Source organism: Archaeoglobus sulfaticallidus PM70-1 (genome assembly GCF_000385565.1).
Taxonomy (GTDB): Archaea; Halobacteriota; Archaeoglobi; order Archaeoglobales; family Archaeoglobaceae; genus Archaeoglobus_A; species Archaeoglobus_A sulfaticallidus.
Map to the genome: position 1 here is coordinate 1,251,535 of NC_021169.1, position 25,640 is coordinate 1,277,174.

Sequence of the window (25,640 nt, forward strand, 5' to 3'; positions counted from 1 at the left end):
TTTCGGATATATTTAGGGGCTCTTTCTTCTACTTCCTTTATAAAATTAAATGAGCTGCACTTGACTTTCTTCCAACTATTAATCTACTCCAACAGAGTGTAGACAGAATTAAACTCTTCTCTTCCTAACTCTCTCAACAAACCTCTCTATGCTTATCCTGTTCTTCAAATAGGACTGGCAGAATAGTTGTGTAGCATAGAAAATCATTCTTATCTCCGTAATGGCATACTTGCGATAGTAGACGTGAAGATCCCTCAATCCGAACATTGCCTTAGCTCTTTGAAGATTAGCTCTATTTTACTTCTCATTTCAGCGAACTCTTCATATCTATCAATCCCTTCAACAGTCTTTTTTATTATGTACTCGAAATCTTCAAGAAGAGAGCTTAAAATCCTGTTGTACCTGCTGTCAAACCACCTGACGTTAGTAAGAATTCCTTCAACCATCCTCTTCAGCTCTTCTCTGTCTATGTTCTTTTTCAGCTTTATTACATGGATTATTCTGTAGTTTAGAGGCAATAAAATATTGTTGTAGGCGAAAAATCCGGCATCAGCTATTACAACCTTTATTTTACCACTTTCGGTTCCAAGATTTGTTATCACCATCTCATCCCAGATCTCCTTTTTTGCTTTATTCTTCGGATAAATTTTAACGTCAACAACCGAGAAATTTGTGAGATTGAGCAAAGTACAAACCATATAGCCAACCTCTACTCCTCTGACAGAATCAAAGCAGAATGAAGCATCGAAAATACCACCCTTGATCTTCTTTCCCTGTCTTAGCCTGTTTAAATCGACTGTTGCCACTGTAGTATCCAGTCCGTAGATTTCATCAACCTTTTCTGCAACATTTCTCTTTATTATATTGTTTATTTTTACTTTTATTCTCTGCAGTTTCTTCCTGAATTCTTCGTAGTTTGAGAATGTTTTAAGCACTTTAAGGTTGAGAGTTTCTCTCAGCTCTTTGTGGTCTCTAAGAATTGCGTAAAAGAGAATTGGAGGGAAACCGAAGAAGAACCTCATTGTTTCAACAATATAATACTCTATGATATAGTCGTCATACTTCTCTTTCGTTTTGAACATTCCTCTTGCCTTTTCCGATACGACTTTATCAAATTCCAAAGCTATAATCCTGAATTCGTCTTCTGTCATCTCTCCTTTGTTGATCTTCTCAACCACATGGCTTGGAGTCATGGAAAGAGATAACATTAGTCTGTTTTTAAATTTTTCCAATTTTACTGGTTATTTTTACGATTCAGACTCTTACTTTTACTATTTTTTAATTACACTTTACTGGAGATGAAAGATAAAAATATGGAACTGTTTAATGTCTTAGTTAATTTTATTGAGGATTTGGAAGAAAGTGACCCTATAAAGAAATAGAACAGGTAAGTAAATTTATCTAGGGTCTTCTCCATCTCACCACTCAGATAATTTCTGGATAACCCTCTTCTTCCTGAATCCCATACCAACAGTCATCCCTGTGAGAAGGACAGAAAAACAAGCTCTCTTTATCACAGGCTCGTAATCATAACAGTGCAATCTCTTCAAACTGTAAGCTTCTTTCCCCAATTTGATTACGTCCTCTACTATCGCTCTCAAAGTCTTCAGATTCATCTTCAATCCTTTAAATAGCTTCTTAACAAGTTTCCTATACCTTCTCTTCTCCTTTTCTATGTTCTTTGAGTTAAAGATAAACAGAGGATAGCTTATTAACCCTTCAAGCCTTCTATATCTGAAATTAACTCTTGGAAGTATTAAAGGAATGATACCGTATCTTATTCCAATCAGATAGTTCTTATACCCGTAAAACCCTCTGTCCATGATTATAGCGTCTCCAAACCTGATAAGCTTCTTCCTCTTCAGCATTTCTAAAATTAAAGGATAAATCCTGCTTTCGTGAACGTTAGCTGGATAGACGTGGAAGAACAAAGGTGTTAGAGTTTTGTAATCAATTAGGATCATCATCTTCATGCCCAGAAAGAATCCCTTGGTTGAATAGCCCCATTTGTACGGTTTATTCTTTAAATCCCTCTTTCTGAAAGGATTCAGGTCAAGGCTTATATCTGTCCAGTCTAATATTAGCAAAGAGGGTTTCTTCCTCATTCTCTTTGAATTAACGTTGAGAATTGAGAAAACAAAGTTTATAAATTGCTCTGCTTTGAATTTTGACGTAAAATTGTAGACTGAATTTAATTTAACCTCATCTTCTATCCTCAAGAACTTTCTGAGTTCATAACGCCTGTTTACTTCGCTAACGGCATAAGAAATTTCTAGTTCAAAAAACATTGCCAGAATTATGATTTTGAGGAATTCTATCGCTTTATTGACGGGAGTTATCTTATTCCTTGCCAAAGCTTTCTTAGTTTCTCTATTTTCCAGCTTATCTATGATTTTCGATAGAAGCTCCCATTTCTCATCTCCTTTTACTGGAATAACTGGTAATCTCATTCCAATCACCGAGAAAAACAATAATTATTGAGATTTATTAATTTTACTATTTATTAGCAATTTATTTTTGATTTAGAGTTGTTTGGTTTTGTCCCATTATAAGAGAAGATTGATATGTTGTTTATTCTGGTTATAGAGGTGTCTAAAAGGAGTTTGATGTGAGGATAGTAGGAACACCATAAAATTTATCATGTCGTCTTTTGGAAGGATTGAAAAGACTTCAGTCGTAGCTATCCACTTATAATTACTTTCTTCTGGAACAATACAGCTTTTCCGTGCTCAAACGATGAAGTTATCTTAGCTAATAGTAATGAACCTGGGAAGACCTCAATTCCGCTTTTTGCTTCATTTGGATTTTTTACTTCAAATTTTGGGTAAAGACCATCTTCGGGAATATTTTACATGTTGATGGAATGTGATTGGCTTTTTGTCAGTATTTCTCCAAGTTCCTTAACATCTCAATCCTTTGGTATCCCCCAATCTCCGTCTCCCTGAACTCAGTTTCCCAGCGGAATTTTAGCATTTTACCACCTTCTATCTCTTTGTCATCTCCACAATCTTTGTGGATGTATAATTAAGTTCCAACTCCGTAATCACAACTAATCTTTTATCAAGCCATTTCTTTGACTCTTCATTTATGAGGTCTTTCAATATATTCAGCTCGATAACTATTCCAATATCCATCACTCTAAGCAGAGCTTCAGCATACTTATTCAACTCATCTGGTATGACTTCAATTTCAAACAATTCTTTTTCAGCAAGGAGTCTTCTACCAATGTTTGTTTTATCTGGTGCCACATGAACATCTGCCGATAATTCTCTATAATAAAAGTCGTAAACATACTCCACAGGATCTATAATATCCTGAATTGGATCAAAGATTCTCCAATCTGTAAGCTGCTTAACAATTGATTTTACATTTGGAATGATCTTTCTAAGAGCTTCATCTTCAAAAAGAGGTGAAATTTTATCATAAATCCCTGCAGAGGTTTTCTCCAGCTCGTCTTCTATTGAAGGTTTTTTCCTGATTATATCACTCAGCCAATCTATGAGCGTCATCTTAGATTTTCCGATTTTCGCTCCTGTTTTCTTGATAACCTCAGCTCTATCCCGGTATTTCTTATGAACTATGCACTCCCAAAAAGCACCCTTTAAAATCAACTCCAGCGTATTTCTCAATAGTATGTAAGCAGCATTGTAATACCCTGAAAGCGACTCTAATAGGGATCTGTGTGCCTGATCGAAAGCCTCGTTGTGATAAATAAGAAATGCTGATTTTGCCTGAAAATCTTCATTGGAACTTATCAAACGTGTGGGTATCAGCATGAATTCGTGAATGGAGTCGTGTGCTTTTCGTATTTTTTCAAAATCGCATTTCTGAAGAGAGATAGCAATATTAGGGATATTCAGTTCTTTTAAACAATGTGAAAATGCCTTCCTGAAAATACTGTCTTCAGCCATTTTTTATCTCCTCATTTTTCTCATCTGAATTTAAATCGCCCCTTTCACCCTCCACTTTGTGAAACTCTTTCAGTAACCAATCATTAATATCTACCAGAATCTCATACCCAATACTCACAAGCTTTTCATCCTTTTCAAAAGAATAGTCCTTGTCTCCGTGAAATAGGTTATTTCGTGTAACGTATATAGCCTCAATGCTGTTCTCTGGATGATCCAACATTTCAGGGGTTATTTCCCGTGTTCCCCTGTTAAGTCTAACATTTCTGAGATTGGCTATTGGAGTGAGATCTCTTAATTGCTTTATCTTTGCAGCATCAAAAACCTCCATTGGAATGTCTCCCTTTAATTTGTCGATAATGTTTCTCTCTGTTTCCTTATGTCCATATTTAGCTCTGAATAACGCATTGAATGCTATATACTCTACGATGAACTTCAGGAAGGGGTCAGTCTGCTCTTGGGCCACTTCTCTCCACTTTCTCACGCGCTCGAGAATAGTATCGGGGAACTCCCAGAGGTAACTATCATTATACCTCCACTGTTCCTGCCGTTTTCTATTTTTTCTTTCGTTCCCACGCTCGCTCATTGCGCATTCCTCCAAATACTAGTCTGCCCGTCACCCTACCCACCCAATTAGACAAATTTCATTACTCACCTACTGAATACCAATCTCTTTGAAAAACTCAATCGGCTTTAATGAATTTATCCCGAAAGCTCTTGCTACACTTGGAATTCTATTTGGTTTTTCTTTATTTTCATTTGTTACGATTATAGCCTTATTTTGAACAGCAAGAGCAATTATCCAAGGATCTGCCCATGGATTCGGATTGGTAATATTCCTGTCCCAGTAATTTTTGTCGTAGACCTCCCTTACCTTTTCAAAAATAGAAATCTGCTCATCATCAACATCCTTGAAAATTCTGCTATGCTTTTTGCACCATTCAGAGATATAGTCATAACCTGATGAAACTTCTCTGTAAACTTCATAGTGGGAAATTAAAAGCTCCTCATCTACAAGCTCCTCCAACTTTGCCCAAATAGGCTCAAAAATCTTCATATCTCTAGGATACCACCTTCCAATATTAATTAAAGCGTCTGCGTCAATCACATACACCTGCTCAAGCTTCAACTGAGCCATAAAGCTCACTCAATGATTTTTTCGGCATATTTCGGCTTTAAATCGAGAATTCTCATAGCCTCATAAAAACTAATTTCCTTCTTCCTGTAAGCCTTGCTAACTTCAGAAACTGCCAACCTCCCAGTCCTGTTAATGTACGTCATCTCCCAGTCTCTGATACCTCCTTTCCTCTTCTTGAGCCTTGACTTGTCAAATTCCTCTCTAAACTTCTGATACCTATCTCTCGTTATCTTTCCGAGCTCAAGCATTCTTAGCATCATAACCTGCACACTCACTCCATAAAGTCTGGCGAGTTTCTTTATTCTCTCATCAGTGAGCTTTATCGATCCAGCTTCTGTTAATAGATCCTCAGCCGGAACCAAAAACTCTGCAGCGAACTTATCACAGAACCTTTCAACATCATATCTCTCAGCTTCAATGTCTATCGAGCAAATCCCACTTTCCCTTTTCAACAAATGAGCAACTTCATGAAAGAGGGAGAAGAGCTTTATCGACGGTTCGTCACTCTCGTTGAGCACTATCACAGCAAGATCGGAGAATATACAGAATGCTCTCACATCATCAGCTTTAAGAGGATACTCCATGATAAGAATACTAAGTTTGTTCTCAAGAACTTCTTTGTAAAATTCGAGTATTTCTCTTGCCTTTTTTTCTTTCGGAATTTCAATTCTTAAATATTTCCTGAAACCTATTGCCAGTTCTTCCGGAGAGTTATCAGGAAAAGACGGGATTTCACTCTTCTTGCCGCTCAATTCCCTAACCTCTTCCGAAAGATACTTTGCTCTCCTTATTGCAACAAAAACCTCCGGGTTCAATTTTTTCTCTCTGTTGATTCTGTAGTCCGGAAGAGATGGGACATCTGGAACTTCTTTTGAAAAGAATGCTGCTAAAGGAACTTTGTAAATATCTGCAAGCTTCTTTATCTGGGTTAAAGTAAAACTATCTTCACCTTTTTCTACCTTTACAATTTTTTCAGTTGTCACACCAAGCTTGCTTGCCAGTTCTTCTTCTGTATATCCTGAATTTTCTCTAAGTTTTTTCAATAGATGTGGCGAAGCTTTAATCTTGATGGATTTTCTCATAATTACTACACCCCCTTATTTATTTTCGGATCTCTCCAACTCCTCCATCATCTTCAGCAGAACCTCTTTAAGCTCAGGAAGCTGTCTCTTTACAATCACCCAGACAACTTCAAGATCTACCACAAAATAACCGTGAATCACAACATTTCTCAGCCCTACAACTCTTTTCCACGGTATTTCTCCATATTTTGAGCGAAGGTCTTCGGGGATGTTTTTTTGCAGCTTCTCCTATGATTTCAAGGTTTCTTAAAACTGCATCAACAACCATATCTTCTCTCATAAAATCCTCTAAATCTTCAATCGAGGATGTGTACCTTTCAATCTTCTCAATTGCTTCCAGCATATCCTGAACAAACAGCTCTGGAGTTCGTTTAGACATAAACAACCTCCCTTTCTATGGATTTCCACAACAATGGCTTTCTCATCGCAGCATTTTTCGTCACAACATCAACCCTAACTCCAAGCAGTTCTTCAAGAAATTCCTTCAAATCTACTATTTCCCAGCCTACAGGTTCGGAAAATTCAACTATGATGTCAATATCGCTTGTCTCCTTTTGCTCCCCCCTCGTTACAGAACCAAATACGCCTATACTTTTAACCTTAAACCTCTCTTTCAGAATTCTATCGTTCTCCTTCAGTATCTGGATTACCTCCTCGAGGTTTTTCATAACTTTATTTGATTCCCCTCCATACATTACCTTTCCCCCGTTATGGCAGAAACAATAGTTCCCGCAACATGTCCACATACTTGGAAGAGATTTGGTGAAAAACTATATCATGTTTTCCAAATTTTTATCCACAAGAACGATTCCGAAGATTACAGGTAATATTAACTGGGCTCCCAAATCCAACCTTACACCTCTAATCTATATCCTAATGCCTCAAAAACTCCTCTAGCTTTCTCTGCCAGCTCCTCCTCCTCTTTCAACAGTTTTGAAAGTTCTTCACTGTAAACCCTCATCTTTTCGTCAAAGCTCTCATCATCTAAGTCAAGCCTAACTCTGGCATATCTTCCCGGAGTGAGAACGTAGCCATTCTTGGCTATTTCCTCTATTGTCACAACCTTAGCAAATCCCACCTCATCTATCTCATCCAGCTCTCCATCCTCAAAAAGCCTGAACTTATCCACAATCCTTTCTATTTACTCACCATTCATCTCATTCTGTCTTCTTGAAATTGGGGTTAGAGATCCTTGGCGTTTACGAAAAGTACTTTCCCCTTCATGTACTCCGGTTTCTCTTTCCTTACAAACCAGAGTGAGACTGGAAGTGACACATTATAGAAGAGCTTGTGCGGGCAGGCAACAATGCCATAACTAACTATGGCCTTCCTTATCCTCCTTCCACCCCTCCGGCAGATAAAGCTCCATTTGCCATGACAAAGCCAGTTTTTCCTTTGGGGGGCAAGAAGATAGATGAGGTGCAGAATCCACATGTAGTTGGCATTGTTGTTGGGAGGAACAGAAACCTTAAACCCGCTCTCTCAACCTCGAATCATCTGGCTTTATTCTCTCAGCTCCACATCATCAATGTAGTAATCGCTTTTTCCGTCTGCAAACAACTTTTTTAACTCCTATCTTCTCTCATAGAAGGCGTAGGAAAGATAACGCAGAAATATTAACTCAAGAACTGTATTTATACTGATGTACTTCCACTTTCTTCCTCAGCTTGTCTGCAGCCTTCCAGAGCTGGTTCTCGAACTCACGTGTAGGCTCCTGAGATTGAGCCCCCGATCTATATATTTACCCGTTTACAGCCTGTCGAGTGACATAAAGTATGGTAATTAGAGTGAAGTATCTTCTAAGTGCCAAACCCTACCAAATACACCACCCTTAAATAGGAAGATAGCTCTTCAACAATACTAGTGACCAGTAATGGCCAGATGCGACTGGTGCGGTAAAAACACGTATTTGCCTTACAAATGCAGGTACTGCGGAGGTTTCTTCTGTGAGGATTGCAGACTGCCACCAAATCACGACTGTAAAAATATAGAAGACTGGAAGACTCCACCCGCAATCTCCCAGACCGGAAGGTCTGAAGGGATGTACAGGTACGCAAAAACTCACTGGATACAGGCAAAGAGATCCAGGAGATCCGGTAAGTTAAAGAAGATTGCAGCTTTTATTTTTGTCTTTCTGATAGGGGTTCTGGCCTACAACGTTTTTGAAGACAGCAACACAGGTTACCTTGACAAAATACAGGTTTTCAGAGAAGTAGCAAAAATTTCACACTTGGGGGAAACAGAAACGTCACCGACACCGGTATCTGAGGATGGAACAGAGGTTTCCCCATCAACACCCGTGTCTGAAGAGAAGACCCAGAGCAAAAATCAGCTAGGTACCGGAGAAGAGATAATCAACAAAACTGTTAACCAAGTTCTCAACTATTTAAATGAGGAAAGGAAGAAAAGGGAGTTACCGCCTGTCGAACTGATGCAGACGGGGATAGCACAGTTCAGGGCAGAAGACATGATACAGAGAGACTATTTTGGTCATTACGATCCTGAAGGATTCCCCCCTTTCCACTACTACACTAAAATGGGGGGCATATACGCAATGGAGGAGAACTGCGGCTATTACAGAGTCATTGGGGGAAGTACTCGCTATAATGAGATTCCAGATAAGGTTGTAGACTCTGTTAGAAGGATGATCTACAATGACTCCCTTTCAGACTGGGGTCACAGAGACTCTCTGCTGGATCCGGGCAACAATTTTGTGGATATTGGCGTTAGCTGGGATTCAGACGAAATGGTTCTGGTCATCCACATGATCAAAAAGCATGTTGAATGGATTAATCCTCCTGAAGTCGAGAACATGCTGTTTTCAGCTGCTGGAAAGATTGACAGGAATGTAGAATTCTACGGCGTCCTAGTGTACTACCATCCACCACCGAGCAAGGAATTCACGAACAGGCACAGCTACGAACTTGGGGATGTAGTTGCTGGAGTTATCCCGTCTCCGTACTACTACAAAGATGTGGAGACATGGAGACCGGTTAAGTGGAGACAGACAGATCACGAATTCGACATATCCTTCAGGATCAAGCCGGTTAAAGGGGAGGGGTTTTACACAGTTGTGATCTTCGTGAAAAACAAAAGCGGATTGAAACACCCGTATGATCCTGAGAGGAATGACTACTGGAGTATCTTGGACTATACCGTCTATGTCAAAACAGAAGAATGAAGGATTGATCGTTCAAAGGAATAACTCATAGATCAAAATCCCCATAACCAAGACTCCTGCAATGAAGCCCAGTACAAGTCCTTTTTTGAATAGGCTTTTGCTAGATTTTTCCAAAGAGATTACACGGTCATGAAGTTCGCCCAATTTTCTGTTCATCTCTGTTACCAAGTTGTAAACCGAGAAGAACGTTTTATCTCCATTCAACTGCTCCTCTAAATTTTCACCCAACCCATATAGGGTTTCAAAAATGACCTTGGCCAGATTGCTGTTGAGTCTCTGGAGTCTCTCATGCAGATACTTAAAGAGGTTATAGTAATCCTTAATGAAATCATCCTTTATCGATTCAAGATCTCTGTTACTATATTTTTGGTATATCTCGTTTCTCCATTCTTCGATCTCTCTTGCCAAGTGTGCCTCTGAGGAAGAGTGCTTTACCAGAGCATAATTTACTCTGTAAATTTGTCTTTCAGTACCACCATAACTGTAAAGAAGCCCAATAACATTGTTCAATTTAGGATTTACAACTTTTGTAATAAATTCGTGGAAATCATTTATTTCTGTTTCATTTCCTGACATCCTCTACCCCCCACAATAAATTCCCCCTGTTTCACCCCCGATATGGATCTTTTTAACTTTGTGTTTTGTTGTTAATTACCATAAATATTTATCTTAATAAAATTTTGGTTTTCTGAATTTGATTTACCCAGTTAAACAAAAGCCTCAACAATAATCTGCCACGAACTTTAAAAGTATTCTATTGCCACTTCCATTTAAGTTGTATTAATTTTATGTAAAAACTTTTTTAAAGTCATAATATTATTAGATAACATGTGCATATAGGTTCGTGAAATCACGAATGAAGGAGGCAACAAACTCAAAAGAATACTAAGATACAGTAAAGACACAGTGGAAGTAAAGAGAGCTCAAATAGTTCTTGCTCAAGCGATGACAGTTCCTGAGATCAGCAAAGTCTTTGGATACTAGGAATTACGTATCCAAAGTCATACACAACTTCAACAAGGATGGATTCAAATCTCTCAAGTCAAAATACGAAAACTGTGGAAGATGTTATAAGCGAGGAAACCAAACAGAGAATTGCTGATATTGCTTTGAGCAAAAATCAAGAGGTTGCACCTGAACAGCAATAACGTGTTCAATGCATTCTTCTCAATTGCGATGGCTAAAACTTTTGCTTTTTTTAAAGTCATCTGATGGCAGAATTCAATTTACCAAATGGCTGGGGCCTCTTTTGGATATGGTTTCCATTATTCTTACTTGTTGTTATAGCTTTAATAATCAGTATATTATCCAGAAGTTAGAGGTTTGCTTGCTCATCGATTAGGATTGCTAGCGCTTTTAGATCTTTAATATTAACTTGATAATTGTTATCTGCCCCCCAAATGCCACGACATAAAGCCTTCAATCCTCAACAAAATTTTAGATATAAACTCCTATTACTATCGTTCCACACTGAAAGCTTATTTCTACTCTGCCCATCAGGTACTGTATGGATATTGTAGAATCAGGATTCAATGTCCTCATATCTCCTGCTGCAATAGCTGTTGATGAGGCCATAAAAATAGCATACACCAGCATTTCCTGCCTATTCATAGCGGGAAACAGAATCAGCATTCTGACGAGGATAAAGAGCGGCTATTATGTGGCAAGAGCTTTCACATCCCACCAGCTCCTGAACCTGCTTGAAGATTCATACCATCAGGCTGTTTTTGTGGAGCACGACCCATCCCTCTTCGAAACTGAGAGGGATGCTGAAAATGCCGGACTCGCTCTCAGGGATACGGCGGGGAGGTGCGATATCCTCGTGTACTATTCCAGCAACACTGACAGCTACCTCAGAACAATTTCCAGATACGCTGACAGAGTTATTGTTGTCAGCAAACACCGCCCCGGATATGTGGCTGATGTGGTTCAGCTCAACCCAAAGAGGGAGGTGAGGAGCTTCCTCATCTCTGATACTCAGCTAACTCTGGAGGTGTGAGCATGGGGAGGAGCGTTGCGAGTGTCAGAATTCAGCTGAACGGTCTAATAGCCAAAATAGAGAGGGCTAAAAGCCTGATGAAGAGGGAGGAGGTTGTGTATGCCGACAGAGTGATAGAGGCCATCAAGAAGAGGTATTCCGTCTGCTACTACGCTTTTGACTCGGCTGAAGAGGCGGCCCTCTTTTCCCTAACTATAGAACTTATGAGGCTGATTGACCATGCTGATTCTGGATGTTTTTCCGTCGAGAAAAGGAATCAATGTCTGGCTGAAAAGGAGAGGTGCGAGGAAAGTCTTCATCAGACATGAAGATTATTTCTTGGTTCACTTTCCCGACAGGCATAAGCATTCAGCGCTTATTGAAGACCTGGAGAGCAGGTATAGAGTTGAAGAGGCCACAATCAGAACCATATTCGGGGAGAAAGAGGGGTACAGAATTTCCGCTCCGAGAAAGGTTGCAAGGCTGATCGAGATACAGGCTCCGGAGGCTGAGCTCTTCAACGCTGACATCAGAAGGGAAGTAGATTACCTTGCCGGCAGAAACCTGACATGCATGGCAGAGCCTTTCGAGGACAGGTTCAGCCTCAAACTTCCAGAGCTGGAAGTTTTTGAATGCAGGGTGAGGTTCGATGATCCGCTCAGGCCTTCAGAGGTTGTGGCCATTGAAAGCAAACCCTTCAGGGCTGAGGGGAGGGAAAGGATAATCTTGGAGGAGTTCATGAATCACCTCGACTCGAAAAATCCCGATGTCGTTGTGATGGATAATGCAGACATTGCTGCAAGGCTGATGTTTGAGAAATGCAGAAAGTACGGAATAGACTTCACCCTGAGCAGGGGGAAAATAAGATTTCTCAAAGCAAACAGCTACTACAGCTACGGAGCGGTAAAGTACAGAAAAGGAGCACTGATTCCTGAGGGCAGGATCCTCATCGATTCGACTTCCTTCGCTTATCAGGAATACGGACTGAACGGTATCCTCTTCACCTCAAAGCTCACAGCCCTTTCAGCAAATCTGACCTCCCGCTTCACCCCCGGAACATTGATCTCGAGCTATGAAGTCTATGAGGCCCTGAACAGGGGAATTGCTGTTCCCTACAGAAAGTGGAACGCTGAAACTCCAAGAAAAGTTGAGGAGCTGAGGGAGAAGGACAAGGGCGGCCTGATCCTCCAGCCGGAGCCGGGAATTTATGAGAATGTTGCCCAGCTCGACTTCACCTCCATGTATCCGACAATAATCGTGAAGTATAATTTGAGTCCCGAGTCGATAAGTGGAAGAAGAGGTTTTCTGTCAACAATTCTGAAGCCGCTTCTCGGTCTCAGGATAAAGACGAAGAGGATGAAGAAGAGCAAGCCGGAAGTTGCGGGAATTGATACAGCTCTGAAGTGGATGCTGGTAACCTGTTTCGGATATACGGGATTCAGAAATGCCAAATTTGGCAGCATAGCCGTGCACGAGGCAATAACAGGGATTGGCAGGGAGATTCTGCTGAAGAGCATTAAAGTGGTAGAAGCGGGTGTGGATGCTGGTGTAGAGGTTATCCATGCGATGGTGGACAGCATCTTCGTCAGAAACCCCAACGGAAAGCTGAAAGAAAAGATAGAGAGGGAAACAGGAATGCTCCTGGATGAGGACAGGTACTTCTGGATAGTGTTCCTCCCAAAGAAGGACGGATTTGGCAATGCTGCCAGATACTACGGTTTGCTTGAGAGCGGAGAGCTAAAGCTGAGAGGAGTTATGGCGAGAAAGAGAGACACGCCAGAATACATAAGAAGATCCCAGCTCGAGATGTTCAGCCTGCTCAGAAAGGCAAGGACGATTGAGGAACTCTGCACTCTTGAAGAAAAGCTAAACCGAATTTACAGAAAATACCGGACGGAGATGAGACACGCCAATCCTGAAGAGTTCCTCATCAGGAGGAGGATAAGCAGAACCTCCTACACAAGAAGCTCGCTTGAGGCATCAGCCGTTAAGGAGCTGAAAAGGCTTGGGGTTGAGCTCTTTCCGGGCATGGAGATAGAGTATGCTGTGGTGGATTTTTCGAGGAAAGCAGTCTCAGTGAATCCTGACAGCATCGACATAAACTACTATACAAGAATGCTGGAAAAGGCTTATGAGGAGGTTCACTTCTCTATCAGATGTGCAGTGGAGCGCGTTCAGAAATCCTGAAGTGTTCGAACCTGACTACATTCCCGAAATCCTGGCATTCAGAGATGCCCAGCTCAGGGCTCTCGCATCAAATCTGAAGCCCATGCTGTCGGGGATGAATGCCGTCGATACTGTCTGCATAGGTCCTCCCGCAACCGGCAAGACTTCATGCGTGAGAAAGATCATCTCATCTGCCGAAATCAGGGCTGGATACGTGAACGCCTCCCTCGTAAGAACCAGATCGGAACTCGCAACCGGGATATTCAAAGCGGTAACGGGGCTAACTCCACCGAGGAGAGGGGTTTCATTTTCCGAGCTTATGGGCAGGGCGTTTGACAGTGCGGATTCCCTCCTGATAGTCATAGATGATGCCACAGCTCTGAACGAGAAAATACTGAATGAGGTGATCGTTTACGTGTGCAGAATGAAAGAGATGGGGTATAAAGCGGGACTCTGGTTGGTCTTCACTGATTCCAGGTATGTATCCCTCCTCTCAGCAGATACAGGATCGATTTTCCATCCCGATGAGGTCTTCTTCCATGCCTACGGATACGATGAGATTTTTGAGATCCTCATGGAGAGGGCCAAAGCCGGATTCTCTGCAGGTGCTTTTGGTGAGGATGTAATCGACTTCGCAACAGGTATGGCCTTTGAAACTGCAGACCTGAGACTTGGACTCTACATCCTGAGAATGGCAGGCATTATTGCAGACAGGGAGGGGAAGGAGAGAATAGGGGTCGATGATGCCGAGAAAGCTTACGAGAAGGGGAAGTGGCTGTTTCTGACCAGATCACTGTCAAATCTCAGCAGGGATGAGAGAAGATTGCTCAAGGCAATTTACGAGCTGGATGCAGAAACAACGGGTGAGCTCTTTGATGAGGTGAGAGACTGGCTTTACTACGAGAAGTTTCACAGGATGCTCGCCAAGCTGGAGAACCTCAGGCTGATCGATTTGAAGCTTGAATACCGGAAAGGCAGAACCAGAAGGATTTTCAGAAGGTTTGAGAGGGATGTTCTGCTGGATGCACTGGAGAGGGTGAGTAGCTAGTTTGACTTAAACATATTTTAGAAGCCGTTAATGAGCTGAAAAAAGAAGGGCTCACTTCCCCTTCCTTAAACTTCGGGAAAAGCAGCGTATCACCAATTTCAATTTTCGCATCTCTTATCTCATGAATCAGCATGTTCATTTTGCACAAAGCGTAGGTTGTGGCATTTGCTTCCTGACCAAACAGAAACAGCTTCTTGGCTTCGTTTCTACCATACTTCTCTTCAACATGCTCGTAAGCCTGAATGAGCATACCACCTGAGCCGCAAGCTGGGTCGTAAACCGATTCCATTGGTTTGGGATTGAGAATTTTGATAAGCAGTTTAACAACTTCTCTCGGCGTGTAAACTTCCCCTTCTTTTGCCTTTTGTGGAGCGAAATAACGGAGAACCCATTCGTAAGCATCTCCAAGGACATCAGGAGAGACATTGGCAAGGGGTGTTTTACTGAATAGCTCAACGAGCTGTCTGAGTATCTCTATGTTCTCCCTGTTTGTCGTGAACTCTATGAAGTCGAATCTATCAACGACTCCCCGCAAGTCAGGATTCATCTCTGCAAGTTTTTGAAGGCATTTGCAAGCCTTTCGGGCAGCTTGCTAACATCCTCTCTTATGTTGTCCCACAATAGCTCTTTTGTTAGTGCAAAATCGTGGTATGTTGTGCTCATTGCTTCTTTTTCAGCTTCTTCTTCACTCAAACCATCTTCTATTGCCTCCCTCTTTGCAAGTTCGAACTCCATTTTCCATTTATCGCTTATCCTCTTCAGGAAGAGGAGAATGAGTATGTACTTGTAATCCACTCTCGTCCTTATTAAATCGGCAGCTGTTTGAGCAATCTTTCAAGCTCCTCTCTTGTAACTTCCTTCTCAAAGCCAAAATCAGATAGTGTTACCATGCAAACTCATTTTTTTGCTAATGTTTTTTAACTTTGTTTGTTTTAATTATACATGGTGGTTCCATGGCATACTGGCTCTGCATAACAAATGAAGAGAATTGGAAGGTAATTAAAGAGAAAAATGTATGGGGTGTTCCTGAAAGGCACAAAAACACCATTGCAAAGGTTAAACCTGGCGATAAACTCCTGATTTACCTGAAGCAGGAAAGAATTAAAGATGATGTCAAAGAGCCACGAATCGTTGGTGCTTATGAAGCAACGTCTGAAGTCTTTAAAGACTCTAAAAGAGTGTTCAAAACACCACCTGGCATGGGCAATGAAACATTTCCTCTGAGAATAAAGCTGAAGCCCGTAAAAATATTCGAAAAGTCAGTTGAATTTAAGCCACTAATTCCAAAACTGAAGTTTATAACAAACAAGAAGAAGTGGAGCGGGCACTTGATGGGCAAGGCAATGAGGGAGATTCCTGAGGAAGACTATAAACTCATCGTTAGCAGCGTTTAATGGTTTTCTTCCCACGAAAGAGGCTTAGTGGGTGCTATGCCTGAAGTGAAGTATGACATAGCACTTGACTCTGAAGGAAAATACGTCTCCATCCTAAATGCAGAAAAAGGCTTGAAATACTACTGTCCAGAATGTAAAGGAGAATTTATAGTCAGAAAAGGAAAAATCAGAGCATGGCATTTTGCACATAAAGGCGGTATACCGCCAAGTTGTAGCGGAGAATCAGCAAAGCATGCTTTGATGAAACACAAATTGTATTATCTCTTAAGCAACACTGGCAAGCTGTATGTTGTTTACCACTGTGAGCGATGTGGGAGTTACCATTATAGAGACATCAAGGTGAATTATGTGCGTATCGAGGAGGAAATAGGAAGTGTTAGACCTGATGTATCCGTAATTTATAAAGCTAACAAAAAACTAGCAATCGAAGTTGTTCACAGAAACCCTCTGGACGTAGAGAAAGAGGGTGTATTCAAGAGAGAAGATATTAGTTTTCTGGAAGTCTGGTGTGAAGACAACTCAAGATTTCTTGAAGAGGTTGTTGAGATCAAAATACCAGTATTTGTTCCGCAGGATGGTTATAGCCTCGTCCACGAATTGGTCCAAGAAATTGGCGACAATCGTGCTTTGTTATTCTATAGAAAGTGTCGCCTATTGGATAGAGAATGTCTTCTAGATGTCTTAAAGTCTAGGAATTTCAGGATAATTGACAACATGAACATCAAGAGCTGGATAAAAAAAGTGAGAGCAAAAGGTAAATGTGGTACAATTTTCAACGTTGAACGGGAAAATGGAGTAATATTTGCAAAAACCAAGGAGCAGGGAAGTGTGGTACTAGCACCCAATGTCTATCAAGGAGATTGTGTGTGGGGTGTTCCTAGTTACATGCTCACACGCCGAGATTCTCTCAGCGAACCCTCTGTTGAATGGGCCATATTCGTGGGTAAGATGTATGGATTGTTAGTTTTCAGCGAAGAACTTTTTGAAGACTTTGATGAACTCATTGATGAAGTTTTTAATTACGCGAATAATACTAAAATGAATACTCTATTGCCATTTCTAGGCATTGATTCACCTTCTGAGTACGAGTTCGAGTTAGGTGCGTTCAAACAGATTCTCGAAAGTGTCTCTGAATTCTATGGATGTTACACAGTATCTGCTCAAAGGAAATTCATAAAACCAAAAAACAAACATAAAAGGCCAAAAGAAAACTCAATTATCGAAACCATTATTTTGAAGACTTTAGGAGAGCTAGATAGGCCCACTACAGCCTACGAGTTGAGTATCATGACAAAGATTCCAATATGGGATGTTTTAATAGCTCTAAACAAACTTGTTTCCTCAGGAGAAGTTTGTCAGATAAAGGGGTACTTCTCAATAAAGAAGTAATAATGTCCACCAACTATAAAAACGGGTAATCCCAACTACTTTCTGTCCTTTGGATTGAGTTTCGTATTTCACATGTCATCTTGAGCACAAAAAGACATGGTACAATGTCTGAGGACCTCCAAATTTCCTTTATTTCTTGTGAGGATAACATGTAATTTTGTCAGAAACCATGTCTTCTCTCAGGAAAAGTAATGAGGTAGTTATTAACCGTAAATCAAAGGTTAAATCTAATCATAATATCGGGGTGGACCCAACCTTTGAGTTTGTGCCCATTTTGAATAGGATCTGCTGCATTTACATGTGTAACTAACTTCATCTTACTGGGCTAAAAGTAATCAAAGACTACAAACTAAAGATGATGTACATAACTTTATTTTTATCCCTTTTCTCATTTACTCATCTGTTGATAACCCAAATACAGGATACTCATTACTTAAAACTTCAAATACTTACAACATATCCAGCAATTTCTTCTTCTTTTCCTCAAACTCCTCATCGGTAAGTATACCTGCATCGTGTAATTCTTTCAACTTCTTTAGCTTTTCAAAAACATCAGCTTCCTCAGAACTCCTGTAGTTTCTCTCTATTTCTGATTTACGTCTGTTTAGTTCTGCAAGTTTTTCATAAAGGGCTTCAGCCCATTCCTGCGTTTTGTCTCTTATGAGTCCTTTAATCTGAAATCTTGGAGCGTGTTTGATTCCATTCTCATCCATGTACGGAATAACCAACAGGTTTAGATTTCCTATCTTTGAAATAAATCCCCCTCCAGCTCCAACTCCTATAGGTATCGGTGAAAAAGGGATTGGGGTTGCCATCCCGCCACCGATTGCTGTTGCATCACCTGAATCTTTCTCAACAAAAGTAACGTTATCAACCAAAATGCTTTCGAATGGGATGATTATCTTCCATCTTTTGGATTGTCTTAAAGCAGATTTTTCGAACTCTATTCTATCGTGAAACAGTCTTAACCAGCCATTAACTCCTGTTTGTGTAGTACCACCAATATCAAAAAATCTACCTGACTTTAGGGGATATTTTAGATGTCCACCAAAATAACGGGCAATGTCTTGTTTTAGCGGTTTTTCTTCTTCCATAAAACCCACCTGTTGTGTTTGTCTAATTTCAATTACAAATGCAAACATATTTTAAGAATTTTGATTCTGTCTCTTATGGTGGTTTGATGGCCACATTAAAGAAAGTTAAATTGAGTAACGAAAAGGAATTACACTCAATAATTGAAAAAGAGCTTGATGCACTGGAAGAGGGTTTGGAACTTCTCCAATATGAATTTGCAACATCAAAAGGAATTCCAGATTTCCTTTGTGTGGATAGCGGTGGAAGATTGGTAATTATCGAGGTAAAAGTTGGTGAAGATGAGAATATACTGTTTCAGGCCCTGAGGTACTACAGCGAAATAAGCAAAATCAAGTATGTAGTTGCAAACATGTTCCCAGACAAAAAAATAAAACCAGAACTGGAGCCGAGAATAATTCTAATTTCAGAGAGATTTTCCGACGATTTGAGAAGGTTAGCTACACTTGTAACCCCAGAAGTGGAACTTTACGAATACGCTGTCCTCCAAGATAAAGATGGAAAAATGGGAATATATTTCCATCAAGTAACCATACCTAAGATTGAAGAGTTGCCCCCAGCTCCTCCGAGTTTTGATGAGCTTGAGAACTACATTACAGACGAAAAGTTAAGGGAGGCATACAAAATAGCTATAAGCTCTATTGAAAGCATAGCTGATGACATAGAGAAGTATCCCACCAGAAGCTATGTTGGATTCAGATTTAGAGGTAGATTAATCGGCTATGTATATCCCCACAGGAAGTCTTTTGATGTTGGAACTACAGTATTAGATGAGAATGGCAGAGTAATAGAAGATTCATTCATTAGAGTCGAGGAACCAGAAACCGATATCAGTGACATTCTGGAAAAAATCAGAAGAAACTACGAAATATTAAAACAGAGGCGTTAATATATTTTCACCAGCTGTATTTATCCACAAGCTCACCCTCTGCATTGTAGAGATAAGCTGTGTCGTGGTCGTTGTTCCAGACTGGTGATTTTCTATTCCAGTGCAGATGCCCATCATAATCTCCTCCAATTCCTGTGTGTACAGTAACCGTTCCCCCAGCATCAAGAGCCACGTTCGAGAACGTGTATGTGAAACCAGCTTCATCCCTCAGCCTCCAGCCTTCGAGGTTAATGGAAATGCTTCCTGAGTTTACAATGACAATGTACTCATCGTTCAGCATGTCTCTGTCGTCAACATCAGGCCCTCCTGCATCGTAGTGGACTTCAACAATCTCAATAGATATTGCTCCAGACGGCGTTGCAGTTGCAAGTATGCTCCACAGCCCTCTTCTCTCTCTCTTTGCTTCCTCTTCAAGCTGCAAGTAGTAACTCTCCTTTTTGAACTCTCCCTCAACGTAAACCCTTGCGTATCCCCCCTCAACGAGCATCGCCGTGAAGTCTGTACCATTTTCTAGGTAAACGTAGGCAAGAAGTCGACCATAGTAGCCAGTGAATCCAGCAGTCTCGTCAAATTCTATGTAAACGTATTTTCCTTCAATTATACTCTTGGTAAACTCGTACGCTTTCCACCCCCCATTCTGCGAGATACTCGAGGTCGTCAATCCCATCGTACTCTCCTAGCTTGTTTTTCTCAGCACTCTTTTCAGGTGTGTCAACCCCGAGCATTCTCACTCTTCCTCAGCTGCCGTCTGAGAAGATAACATCAATCGTATCTCCATCAACAACATTGGCAACTTCAACCTTGTATTTTACTCCAAATTCCAGATTTGCAGTCTTCACTTCTGAAGGGGTCGGAGGAGGAGTCAGAATGAGAGTCGGGGATGTTTTAGTTGGGGCTGGTGAAGGAGTATAAGGTGTTTTCTGGATTGTTGTAATGGGTTATCTGCCTAGGAGGAGTTGTGATTAAGGTTTTGGTGTAGGAGTCTGTGTAATCTCTGGGGGAAGAGATTTGGCCCCATGCATTGATTGAACACAGCCAGAAAATAGGATTACAAGAATTGCAATCAGAATAATGAGCTTCCTCATAGCTGTTCATTGACATGATTAGATAAAAGATTTGCTAGATTAAATTCCGAGTTTGCCCACTCTAATGTGCAAATTCACTGAGCACATTATGTAGAGTGCCTCGTCAATGAGCTTGAGAATGCTGCTTTCATGCTTGTTCTCAAGTTCTTCGATGACATCTTTGTAATTTCCAAGCCAGCTTTTAAGCCTCTGCATCCATCTTATGTATAATTCAGCATCAACTGAGACTCCTTTTTCCTTCAATCCCAATTGCTCAGCAATAGGATTATCAAGTAGGGGGAAATAACTGGGCGAAAACACGTGAAGCAGTTTAACCGTTCCTATTGGCTCGTTGTTTCCTATCCCAGTTGCTTTTAATATCTCATTTACCTTGCCGTAAGTTTCTATAACTTTCTCCTCGTATATATCATCGGAAAGCAGGTTCTTACTCCTGAAAAATTCAAATTGCTTTTTTAGCCTTCCAAACTCATTTCCGACATTTTCGAAATAATCTATCAGTGAAAAATTAGTTTTCCTACTAAAATAATGCCTGAATCTTTGGAGGTTCCATGTGAAAAAGAAGAATGAAACAGCAAAACCCACATTACTCTGTCTTTCACTTATTTTTTCCAGCAGCAGAAGTAGCTGAGCCCCCATCTTCTCCTGCAAGCTGTCTTTAACCCTAAAGGCATCGAAATTGAGATTGCTTATAAGATTGGCAATTCTCTGCTTTTCAGAATCTTTAACAGTGAATTCTCTCTTCAAAAACCACTCGTCAATCCATTTTCTGGCCAGAGGGTATGCATCATATCTACCTTCAAAAATTTCAAACAAATCATGGGATGCGTCAACCCATTTAACAAACTCACTCCTATTGAGCATCCTCATCCCCCTTGTATCTCAATTCTTCGAACTGATGAATTATGCTAATCACATATTTCGTGAATCTACTGTGCTGGCATAAATCCGCTCTTTTTACTTTAAAGCTCTTATAATTTTCCCATACTTCATAAACGAGCTTAAAATCTTTTTTAGGGACGTACTGCGGGCTACCATTGGGGATGAGACATTCAATCATGGAATCGTAATATTTTCTGGCTATAAAGTCCTCACCTAGGTATCCCGAATAGACTGTCCAGTTTCTGATATGTGTGGGGGTTCCAAGCTTCTCCAGAAGCAGTTTCCAGAATTTCTCGAAAGGAGTGGCTTTTTTCCGTGTGACTTGTTCAGTCTTGCGTGGGAGGTTTTCAATTATTCCTTTTTCTAACTCTTTTACAGAATCGGTATAGATGTTGATGGTTCCAAATTTAAGTTTGATGCGGTACCCAAAACCTGTTCTTTTAATTTTGGCCCCATACCACTCCTCTAATTCGTAAATTTCGTCGGGCATGTAGGTGTGTATGGAAAAAGATAAGTATTATGTTTTTCGAAAAATCCATTAGTGTGAATTGGTTTAGAGGAAATTACAAAATAATCTTATTTCTGATTTTAATCGTTGCAGTATTTCCAGAAATTTACCTCTATCCTGTATTTTTACTTGTTGTAAAGCCGGCCGGGGAAGAAAAGATTAATGAGATTTTACTCTATGTTAATGAAACCAACAACACCTTCGAAAAACTTGAAAGAATTGCAAAATGGGAGGTTAGAGATTTCACCAATGCTTACAATAATAATCCCAATTTCGCCATCGACCCATTTTTCAGATATCCTATCTATTTTGACGGAAATGTAAAAGTAAGGGCTTTAGCCCCACTTATCCCCGAGTTATCAAACAATCCATACTGGATTGCCTTTTTCAAGGTTGGTGCTTGTGGTGAACTCGCTTCACTTTTCAGTGAAGTCTCCAAACAAGCAGGATTTGAAACAAGGATTGTTAGAACTGAGGGCGAAGACCACACATGGGTTGAGCTTAAGATAGATGATGAGTGGATTCATGCAGATCCGACACTGTATTTTATCAACTACCATTACCACCAGAATCTTAGATGGGTTGATAATCCAAGATTTTACGATTCGAAATGGTTCAACGTTTCGAAAGTTTTTGTTAAAGATACGAATGGGGACGTTACAGAGAAGTATACTGACGTTGGAACCCTTAGAGTTTATCTCAGCGAACCAGCAGACAGAATAGTTGTTAAGACAATGAAAAAGGAAAAGGAACGGGAAGTTACAACCATTGATGTGAATGCTTCGACAGTCAATATCGAGCTTGGTGGAAAGAAGTACAACATTACTGCAGAGAAAGATTTGATTCCATGTCTCGTTGTGTTACAGGATACTAAAGAAGTTGAAGTTGTTGAGGGAAAACAAACAGCTATAGAACTCTCACCAACAAATCTGGAGATTAAGCCGTTGTTCTATCTTTCAATGCTTTTGTTGGTGGAAATTGCTGTACTTCTGTTCATCTGGAGGAAGAAGAGAAAAGGAAACTACTGTAAACTTTCCTTAAGTTCCATCAACTTCATCCTCAGCATCGGATTCTTCTCCATTTCCTTCACAATCCCATACATCTCTTTAAGCGTGCTCAGCATCTCAGGATTCTCCACAATCTGAGCGAAAAGTTCGTTCATTATCCTGACTTCTTCCCACAGAGCATTAAACTGCTCCCTCAACCTCTTGTTCTCAGCCTGCACGTCCTCAAGTATCTTCTTATACGTGTTCAACTTCTCCTCAATCTCACTCACATCTTTCACAGCTGTAGAAATGCTGAGCTGGGCCTCAACTTCAGCATACATCTGCCTTACCTTCTCAGGCGGAGGAATCAGATACGCTCCATTGTACGGAATTGAGTGGCCCATCATGAAGTCAACCAGCACAGGATCGAATCCGTTCAGCCTGAGTATGGATGAAAAAGCTGCTCTCAAAGCATGTGGGCGGTATGGATTAAAGTCGACTTTATCCATTTCCTCTTTCGTTATCAGTCCAGCTTTAATGGCTGTCTCCCTGAGCATGTTCTGAATGTGATGTGGGCTGATTCTCTCTCCCTTTCTCCTCTTCGCCTTATCTTTTATGAAGAGGGGGGTGTCGTACTTCAGCTCCTCCCCCTTAGCTCTCCTGTCGTTCAGATAAGCCTTCAACACCTCAACGGCATCCCTGCCAACGAATGTGAAATACTCGACTTCCTCTTTCTCCCTGACAACATGAATCATCATAGGAATTTTTTCTGCTTCAAGCTCATTCTTCACATCTCCATAATTCAGACTGCAGAGCGTTGAGACATCGAAACCTCCCTGGAATAGAAACAGGATAATCGCTCTATCTCTCAGTGTTGAGGCGTGGTCAACAAGCTTTTTTACAATCTCAGGAGTTATTACAGCCTTCCTGTTCTCCTTCTTAGGTGCTGCTTTGGGAGTTTTAACGTTGAGCGGAAAACCATTCCACTTGTAAAAGCTCCTGACTGCTGTGAAGTACAGCGTTGCAGTCTTCTTTGCTACTTTCTTCTCATTTATTAGATAGTTGTAGAATTCCATCAGTCTTGCTTCAGGCTTTCCCCTTTCCCTTCTTGACTTCTTCCTGTCCTCTTCTGCCTCATCAAGAAGTTGAGCAGGATTTAATCCACACCATTGACAGAAAAGTGTGAGTCCTGCTCTGTATGTTGGCTTGCTTCCACCTTTAACATTGTTAAGCCACTTTTCAACTTCTTCGAACTGTTCTAAATCCATGTCAATTTTTTGACTTTTTTAGCTAAAAAGTTTACTGTAGAATTAAGCTAAATCAGACTATTTTATGGAGAAATGAAGAAGGAATTTGTTTTTGGTTTGGAGTCGTTAGAATTTAGACTGAGGTGGTGGTTTGCTAAGCACCTTATTGGTTTTAGGATTTTTCTCCCCTCTTTCTTAGCAGCCCAAATCCATAGCTCGATTGCTACTTTAATCTCCTTCAACGCCTCTTCTTCAGTTTCACCAAAAGCAGAGCAGCCAAGCAGCTCAGGAACTACAGCAATGTATCCTTCATCCTCCTCACTGTTTGATCGTGTACTGATTTGCTGACCTCTTCAATCTATGCCTTCACTTTAAACCTGCTCGCGTTAAGGATTGTTATGCCTACAAGCTTGTTTTCTCTGAATCTCAGCAGGATACCCTCATCTGTAACTTCCGTATCCGTAGCTTTCTGAGGTCTTTCAAAGCTTATGTAGAGGACATCAGCTTCCTTATCGTAATCAACATGAAACCTCTTTGCGGGAAAATTCAGAAGCATTGGGATCGCATTAACTATCTTTTTCACTTCTTCTGCCATACTATTCCTCTCCTCAACATCCTATCTACTAAACTGCAACCAGATATTTGTCATTGATCTTTCTTACTGCCAGAAATTCATCAGTCCAGCCATTGACTATGAAATCCGGGTCCTCAACAGCAAGCAGAACCTCATCAGACAAACCGGCAAGTTCATCATGGTTTTCGACGATATGGAACCATCTCTCCTCAGTTAGCCTTATCGGAACTCCATTTTTAGATACGGCTATTCCTATCATTCTGCCACGCTCATGATTAGCCCGTAGTCTTCTTCAGGGATTTCTCTCATCGCCTTTCCTATTAGATGACCGGTCCACTTCTGCTTGTTTTTGATGAATTTTAGCTTTGGAATTAGTGGTTTGAACTCAACAGGCTTATCGAAGATTCTGACTGATTTGAGTTTAATCCTCAGAGGAAAGCTTTCGCTGCCCATTCCTGCAGGGGTTTTGAAGATCTTCTTGCTGTCTCTGAAAACCTCTGATACTGCTTCATAAACAGCCACAATTCGGGGTTCCACGACCTTATCTTTATCTCTTTCCTGTTTGAGGTAGATCAGAAGTTTGTCTCCGGGTTTGACCTTTGCAATGGTGTTTTTATGGCGTTCGGGAACTCCCCAGATGTTTTTCTCTTTAATTACATTCCAATTTTCTTCGGTTGTTATGCAGAGCCAGTATGTCATAATCCCACCAATCTATACACAACTTTGTGAAAATATTTAAAATAATCCGTAAAAACTCTTGAGCTAACATTACATCACCGCAACTAATTCCTTTATTTGTTAAAGAATTCTTCCAGCTCATCAATGTCTCTTGCACCGGTGAGTACAACTTTGCCACCTGAAAATATAAGTGCTGTAAGCTTTTTTGTATCTGTAGACCACCCCTAGGAACTGCTCAGACTAGTATCTCACATTTTTCAGTTTGAACCGCTTGAATCTATTGACATATCCTATTTCTGCTACTATTAAGAAAGCTGAGTAGTAGCTTATTCTTGGTATTGTTGTGAGTAGCAGAGCATCGTTATCCTGTTTTGCCTTCTCCTTGGATGATTTTATCTATTTTCTTAATCTCTTCGTT

The 25,640-nt window shown here is 40.6% G+C and carries 31 protein-coding genes and 2 pseudogenes; 9 read left to right on the forward strand and 24 right to left on the reverse strand.

The features are described from left to right. Positions 1 to 108: 108 nt before the first annotated feature. From ASULF_RS11995 to ASULF_RS12325, 11 genes and pseudogenes are all read right to left on the reverse strand, one after another. Entirely contained in the window at positions 109 to 267 is a 159-nt protein-coding gene (locus ASULF_RS11995; RefSeq protein WP_015590973.1) for a hypothetical protein, read from the reverse strand. Next, positions 255 to 1,193 carry a transposase gene (locus ASULF_RS06810; RefSeq protein ID WP_015590974.1) on the reverse strand — a complete coding sequence of 313 codons (939 nt, stop codon included), beginning with the start codon at positions 1,191 to 1,193 and terminating at the stop codon, positions 255 to 257. The genes ASULF_RS11995 and ASULF_RS06810 overlap by 13 nt, the downstream gene beginning before the upstream one ends. Before the next feature lie 225 nt (positions 1,194 to 1,418). Then, positions 1,419 to 2,459, reverse strand: a complete 1,041-nt coding sequence (locus ASULF_RS06815; RefSeq protein ID WP_081623008.1) for a transposase — start codon at positions 2,457 to 2,459, stop codon at positions 1,419 to 1,421. A 525-nt stretch (positions 2,460 to 2,984) separates the two neighbouring features. Then, positions 2,985 to 3,911 carry a hypothetical protein gene (locus ASULF_RS06820; RefSeq protein WP_015590977.1) on the reverse strand — a complete coding sequence of 309 codons (927 nt, stop codon included), beginning with the start codon at positions 3,909 to 3,911 and terminating at the stop codon, positions 2,985 to 2,987. Beyond that, on the reverse strand, positions 3,904 to 4,494 hold the full coding sequence (locus ASULF_RS06825) for a hypothetical protein (protein ID WP_015590978.1): 591 nt from the start codon (positions 4,492 to 4,494) through the stop codon (positions 3,904 to 3,906). The genes ASULF_RS06820 and ASULF_RS06825 overlap by 8 nt, the downstream gene beginning before the upstream one ends. 69 nt (positions 4,495 to 4,563) lie before the next feature. Beyond that, entirely contained in the window at positions 4,564 to 5,046 is a 483-nt protein-coding gene (locus tag ASULF_RS06830) for a DUF4411 family protein (RefSeq protein WP_015590979.1), read from the reverse strand. A 5-nt stretch (positions 5,047 to 5,051) separates the two neighbouring features. Next, positions 5,052 to 6,128, reverse strand: a complete 1,077-nt coding sequence (locus ASULF_RS06835; protein ID WP_015590980.1) for an XRE family transcriptional regulator — start codon at positions 6,126 to 6,128, stop codon at positions 5,052 to 5,054. 15 nt (positions 6,129 to 6,143) lie between these two features. Further along, positions 6,144 to 6,507 (reverse strand): annotated as a pseudogene (locus tag ASULF_RS06840) (HepT-like ribonuclease domain-containing protein). After that, positions 6,500 to 6,796, reverse strand: coding sequence for a nucleotidyltransferase family protein (locus tag ASULF_RS06845; RefSeq protein WP_048098166.1), 297 nt, complete (start codon positions 6,794 to 6,796; stop codon positions 6,500 to 6,502). The pseudogene ASULF_RS06840 and the gene ASULF_RS06845 overlap by 8 nt, the downstream one beginning before the upstream one ends. Positions 6,797 to 6,981: 185 nt before the next feature. Continuing rightward, positions 6,982 to 7,257 carry an N-6 DNA methylase gene (locus ASULF_RS12320; protein WP_052312082.1) on the reverse strand — a complete coding sequence of 92 codons (276 nt, stop codon included), beginning with the start codon at positions 7,255 to 7,257 and terminating at the stop codon, positions 6,982 to 6,984. 53 nt (positions 7,258 to 7,310) lie between these two features. Beyond that, positions 7,311 to 7,562 carry an N-6 DNA methylase gene (locus ASULF_RS12325; protein ID WP_052312083.1) on the reverse strand — a complete coding sequence of 84 codons (252 nt, stop codon included), beginning with the start codon at positions 7,560 to 7,562 and terminating at the stop codon, positions 7,311 to 7,313. Positions 7,563 to 8,001: 439 nt separating this feature from the next. Between ASULF_RS12325 and ASULF_RS06855 the strand changes: the two genes are divergently transcribed. Next, positions 8,002 to 9,309: an AN1-type zinc finger domain-containing protein gene (locus ASULF_RS06855; protein WP_015590983.1), complete on the forward strand. Its 1,308-nt coding sequence runs from the start codon at positions 8,002 to 8,004 to the stop codon at positions 9,307 to 9,309. Between the two features lie 12 nt (positions 9,310 to 9,321). On the opposite strand, the gene ASULF_RS06860 is transcribed toward ASULF_RS06855, so the two are convergent. Further along, the gene (locus ASULF_RS06860) at positions 9,322 to 9,885 is read right to left on the reverse strand and encodes a hypothetical protein (protein WP_015590984.1); all 564 of its coding nucleotides are present in this window, start codon (positions 9,883 to 9,885) and stop codon (positions 9,322 to 9,324) included. A gap of 931 nt (positions 9,886 to 10,816) precedes the next feature. On the opposite strand from ASULF_RS06860, the gene ASULF_RS06865 reads away from it, so the two are divergent. From ASULF_RS06865 to ASULF_RS06880, 4 genes are read left to right on the forward strand one after another with little or no spacing between them, the layout of a single operon-like run. Next, positions 10,817 to 11,308 carry a hypothetical protein gene (locus ASULF_RS06865; protein ID WP_015590985.1) on the forward strand — a complete coding sequence of 164 codons (492 nt, stop codon included), beginning with the start codon at positions 10,817 to 10,819 and terminating at the stop codon, positions 11,306 to 11,308. Positions 11,309 to 11,310: 2 nt separating this feature from the next. Next, positions 11,311 to 11,616 (forward strand): hypothetical protein, encoded by a 306-nt coding sequence (locus ASULF_RS06870; RefSeq protein ID WP_015590986.1) that lies wholly within the window; start codon positions 11,311 to 11,313, stop codon positions 11,614 to 11,616. Then, positions 11,528 to 13,474, forward strand: coding sequence for a type B DNA-directed DNA polymerase (locus tag ASULF_RS06875; RefSeq protein WP_048098167.1), 1,947 nt, complete (start codon positions 11,528 to 11,530; stop codon positions 13,472 to 13,474). The genes ASULF_RS06870 and ASULF_RS06875 overlap by 89 nt, the downstream gene beginning before the upstream one ends. Beyond that, positions 13,446 to 14,501 carry an AAA family ATPase gene (locus tag ASULF_RS06880; RefSeq protein ID WP_169336397.1) on the forward strand — a complete coding sequence of 352 codons (1,056 nt, stop codon included), beginning with the start codon at positions 13,446 to 13,448 and terminating at the stop codon, positions 14,499 to 14,501. Before ASULF_RS06875 ends, ASULF_RS06880 begins: the two co-directional genes overlap by 29 nt. On the opposite strand, the gene ASULF_RS12140 is transcribed toward ASULF_RS06880, so the two are convergent. Continuing rightward, entirely contained in the window at positions 14,446 to 15,048 is a 603-nt protein-coding gene (locus ASULF_RS12140; protein ID WP_052312085.1) for an HsdM family class I SAM-dependent methyltransferase, read from the reverse strand. The two genes, ASULF_RS06880 and ASULF_RS12140, sit on opposite strands and share 56 nt — an antisense overlap. Then, positions 15,045 to 15,296: a type I restriction-modification system subunit M N-terminal domain-containing protein gene (locus ASULF_RS12145; RefSeq protein WP_052312086.1), complete on the reverse strand. Its 252-nt coding sequence runs from the start codon at positions 15,294 to 15,296 to the stop codon at positions 15,045 to 15,047. Before ASULF_RS12145 ends, ASULF_RS12140 begins: the two co-directional genes overlap by 4 nt. 158 nt (positions 15,297 to 15,454) lie before the next feature. On the opposite strand from ASULF_RS12145, the gene ASULF_RS06890 reads away from it, so the two are divergent. Together ASULF_RS06890 and ASULF_RS06895 are read left to right on the forward strand one after the other, a co-directional pair. Beyond that, complete coding sequence (locus ASULF_RS06890; protein WP_015590989.1) at positions 15,455 to 15,895, forward strand: EVE domain-containing protein; 441 nt, start codon at positions 15,455 to 15,457, stop codon at positions 15,893 to 15,895. Positions 15,896 to 15,931: 36 nt separating this feature from the next. After that, positions 15,932 to 17,284, forward strand: coding sequence for a competence protein CoiA family protein (locus ASULF_RS06895; RefSeq protein ID WP_015590990.1), 1,353 nt, complete (start codon positions 15,932 to 15,934; stop codon positions 17,282 to 17,284). 449 nt (positions 17,285 to 17,733) lie between these two features. Here ASULF_RS06895 and ASULF_RS12200 read toward each other — a convergent pair whose 3' ends face one another. Further along, entirely contained in the window at positions 17,734 to 18,378 is a 645-nt protein-coding gene (locus ASULF_RS12200; RefSeq protein ID WP_015590991.1) for an SHOCT domain-containing protein, read from the reverse strand. Between the two features lie 86 nt (positions 18,379 to 18,464). Between ASULF_RS12200 and ASULF_RS06905 the strand changes: the two genes are divergently transcribed. Next, complete coding sequence (locus ASULF_RS06905; RefSeq protein ID WP_015590992.1) at positions 18,465 to 19,265, forward strand: endonuclease NucS domain-containing protein; 801 nt, start codon at positions 18,465 to 18,467, stop codon at positions 19,263 to 19,265. Between the two features lie 7 nt (positions 19,266 to 19,272). On the opposite strand, the gene ASULF_RS06910 is transcribed toward ASULF_RS06905, so the two are convergent. The 3 genes from ASULF_RS06910 to ASULF_RS06920 form a co-directional block, all read right to left on the reverse strand. Next, positions 19,273 to 19,932 carry a lamin tail domain-containing protein gene (locus tag ASULF_RS06910; RefSeq protein WP_015590993.1) on the reverse strand — a complete coding sequence of 220 codons (660 nt, stop codon included), beginning with the start codon at positions 19,930 to 19,932 and terminating at the stop codon, positions 19,273 to 19,275. 457 nt (positions 19,933 to 20,389) lie between these two features. Next, the gene (locus ASULF_RS06915) at positions 20,390 to 21,163 is read right to left on the reverse strand and encodes a hypothetical protein (protein ID WP_144060506.1); all 774 of its coding nucleotides are present in this window, start codon (positions 21,161 to 21,163) and stop codon (positions 20,390 to 20,392) included. A gap of 37 nt (positions 21,164 to 21,200) precedes the next feature. Next, positions 21,201 to 21,719: a hypothetical protein gene (locus ASULF_RS06920; protein ID WP_015590995.1), complete on the reverse strand. Its 519-nt coding sequence runs from the start codon at positions 21,717 to 21,719 to the stop codon at positions 21,201 to 21,203. Between the two features lie 29 nt (positions 21,720 to 21,748). Here ASULF_RS06920 and ASULF_RS12205 point away from each other — a divergent pair. Then, positions 21,749 to 22,213, forward strand: a pseudogene (locus tag ASULF_RS12205) (hypothetical protein); the annotation flags it as partial. A gap of 545 nt (positions 22,214 to 22,758) precedes the next feature. Here the strand turns inward: ASULF_RS12205 and ASULF_RS06925 are convergent. From ASULF_RS06925 to ASULF_RS12420, 6 genes are all read right to left on the reverse strand, one after another. Continuing rightward, positions 22,759 to 23,991, reverse strand: coding sequence for a tyrosine-type recombinase/integrase (locus tag ASULF_RS06925; protein ID WP_015590997.1), 1,233 nt, complete (start codon positions 23,989 to 23,991; stop codon positions 22,759 to 22,761). A gap of 62 nt (positions 23,992 to 24,053) precedes the next feature. Continuing rightward, on the reverse strand, positions 24,054 to 24,311 hold the full coding sequence (locus ASULF_RS11550; protein WP_081623010.1) for a type II toxin-antitoxin system HicB family antitoxin: 258 nt from the start codon (positions 24,309 to 24,311) through the stop codon (positions 24,054 to 24,056). Between the two features lie 17 nt (positions 24,312 to 24,328). Next, a complete protein-coding gene (locus tag ASULF_RS06930) occupies positions 24,329 to 24,565 on the reverse strand; it encodes a DUF2283 domain-containing protein (RefSeq protein WP_015590998.1) in 237 nt (78 codons plus the stop codon). A 28-nt stretch (positions 24,566 to 24,593) separates the two neighbouring features. Further along, the gene (locus ASULF_RS06935; protein WP_015590999.1) at positions 24,594 to 24,803 is read right to left on the reverse strand and encodes a hypothetical protein; all 210 of its coding nucleotides are present in this window, start codon (positions 24,801 to 24,803) and stop codon (positions 24,594 to 24,596) included. Beyond that, on the reverse strand, positions 24,800 to 25,243 hold the full coding sequence (locus tag ASULF_RS06940; protein ID WP_015591000.1) for an EVE domain-containing protein: 444 nt from the start codon (positions 25,241 to 25,243) through the stop codon (positions 24,800 to 24,802). The genes ASULF_RS06935 and ASULF_RS06940 overlap by 4 nt, the downstream gene beginning before the upstream one ends. Before the next feature lie 92 nt (positions 25,244 to 25,335). Continuing rightward, a complete protein-coding gene (locus ASULF_RS12420; protein ID WP_081623037.1) occupies positions 25,336 to 25,410 on the reverse strand; it encodes a hypothetical protein in 75 nt (24 codons plus the stop codon). Between the last annotated feature and the right edge of the window lie 230 nt (positions 25,411 to 25,640).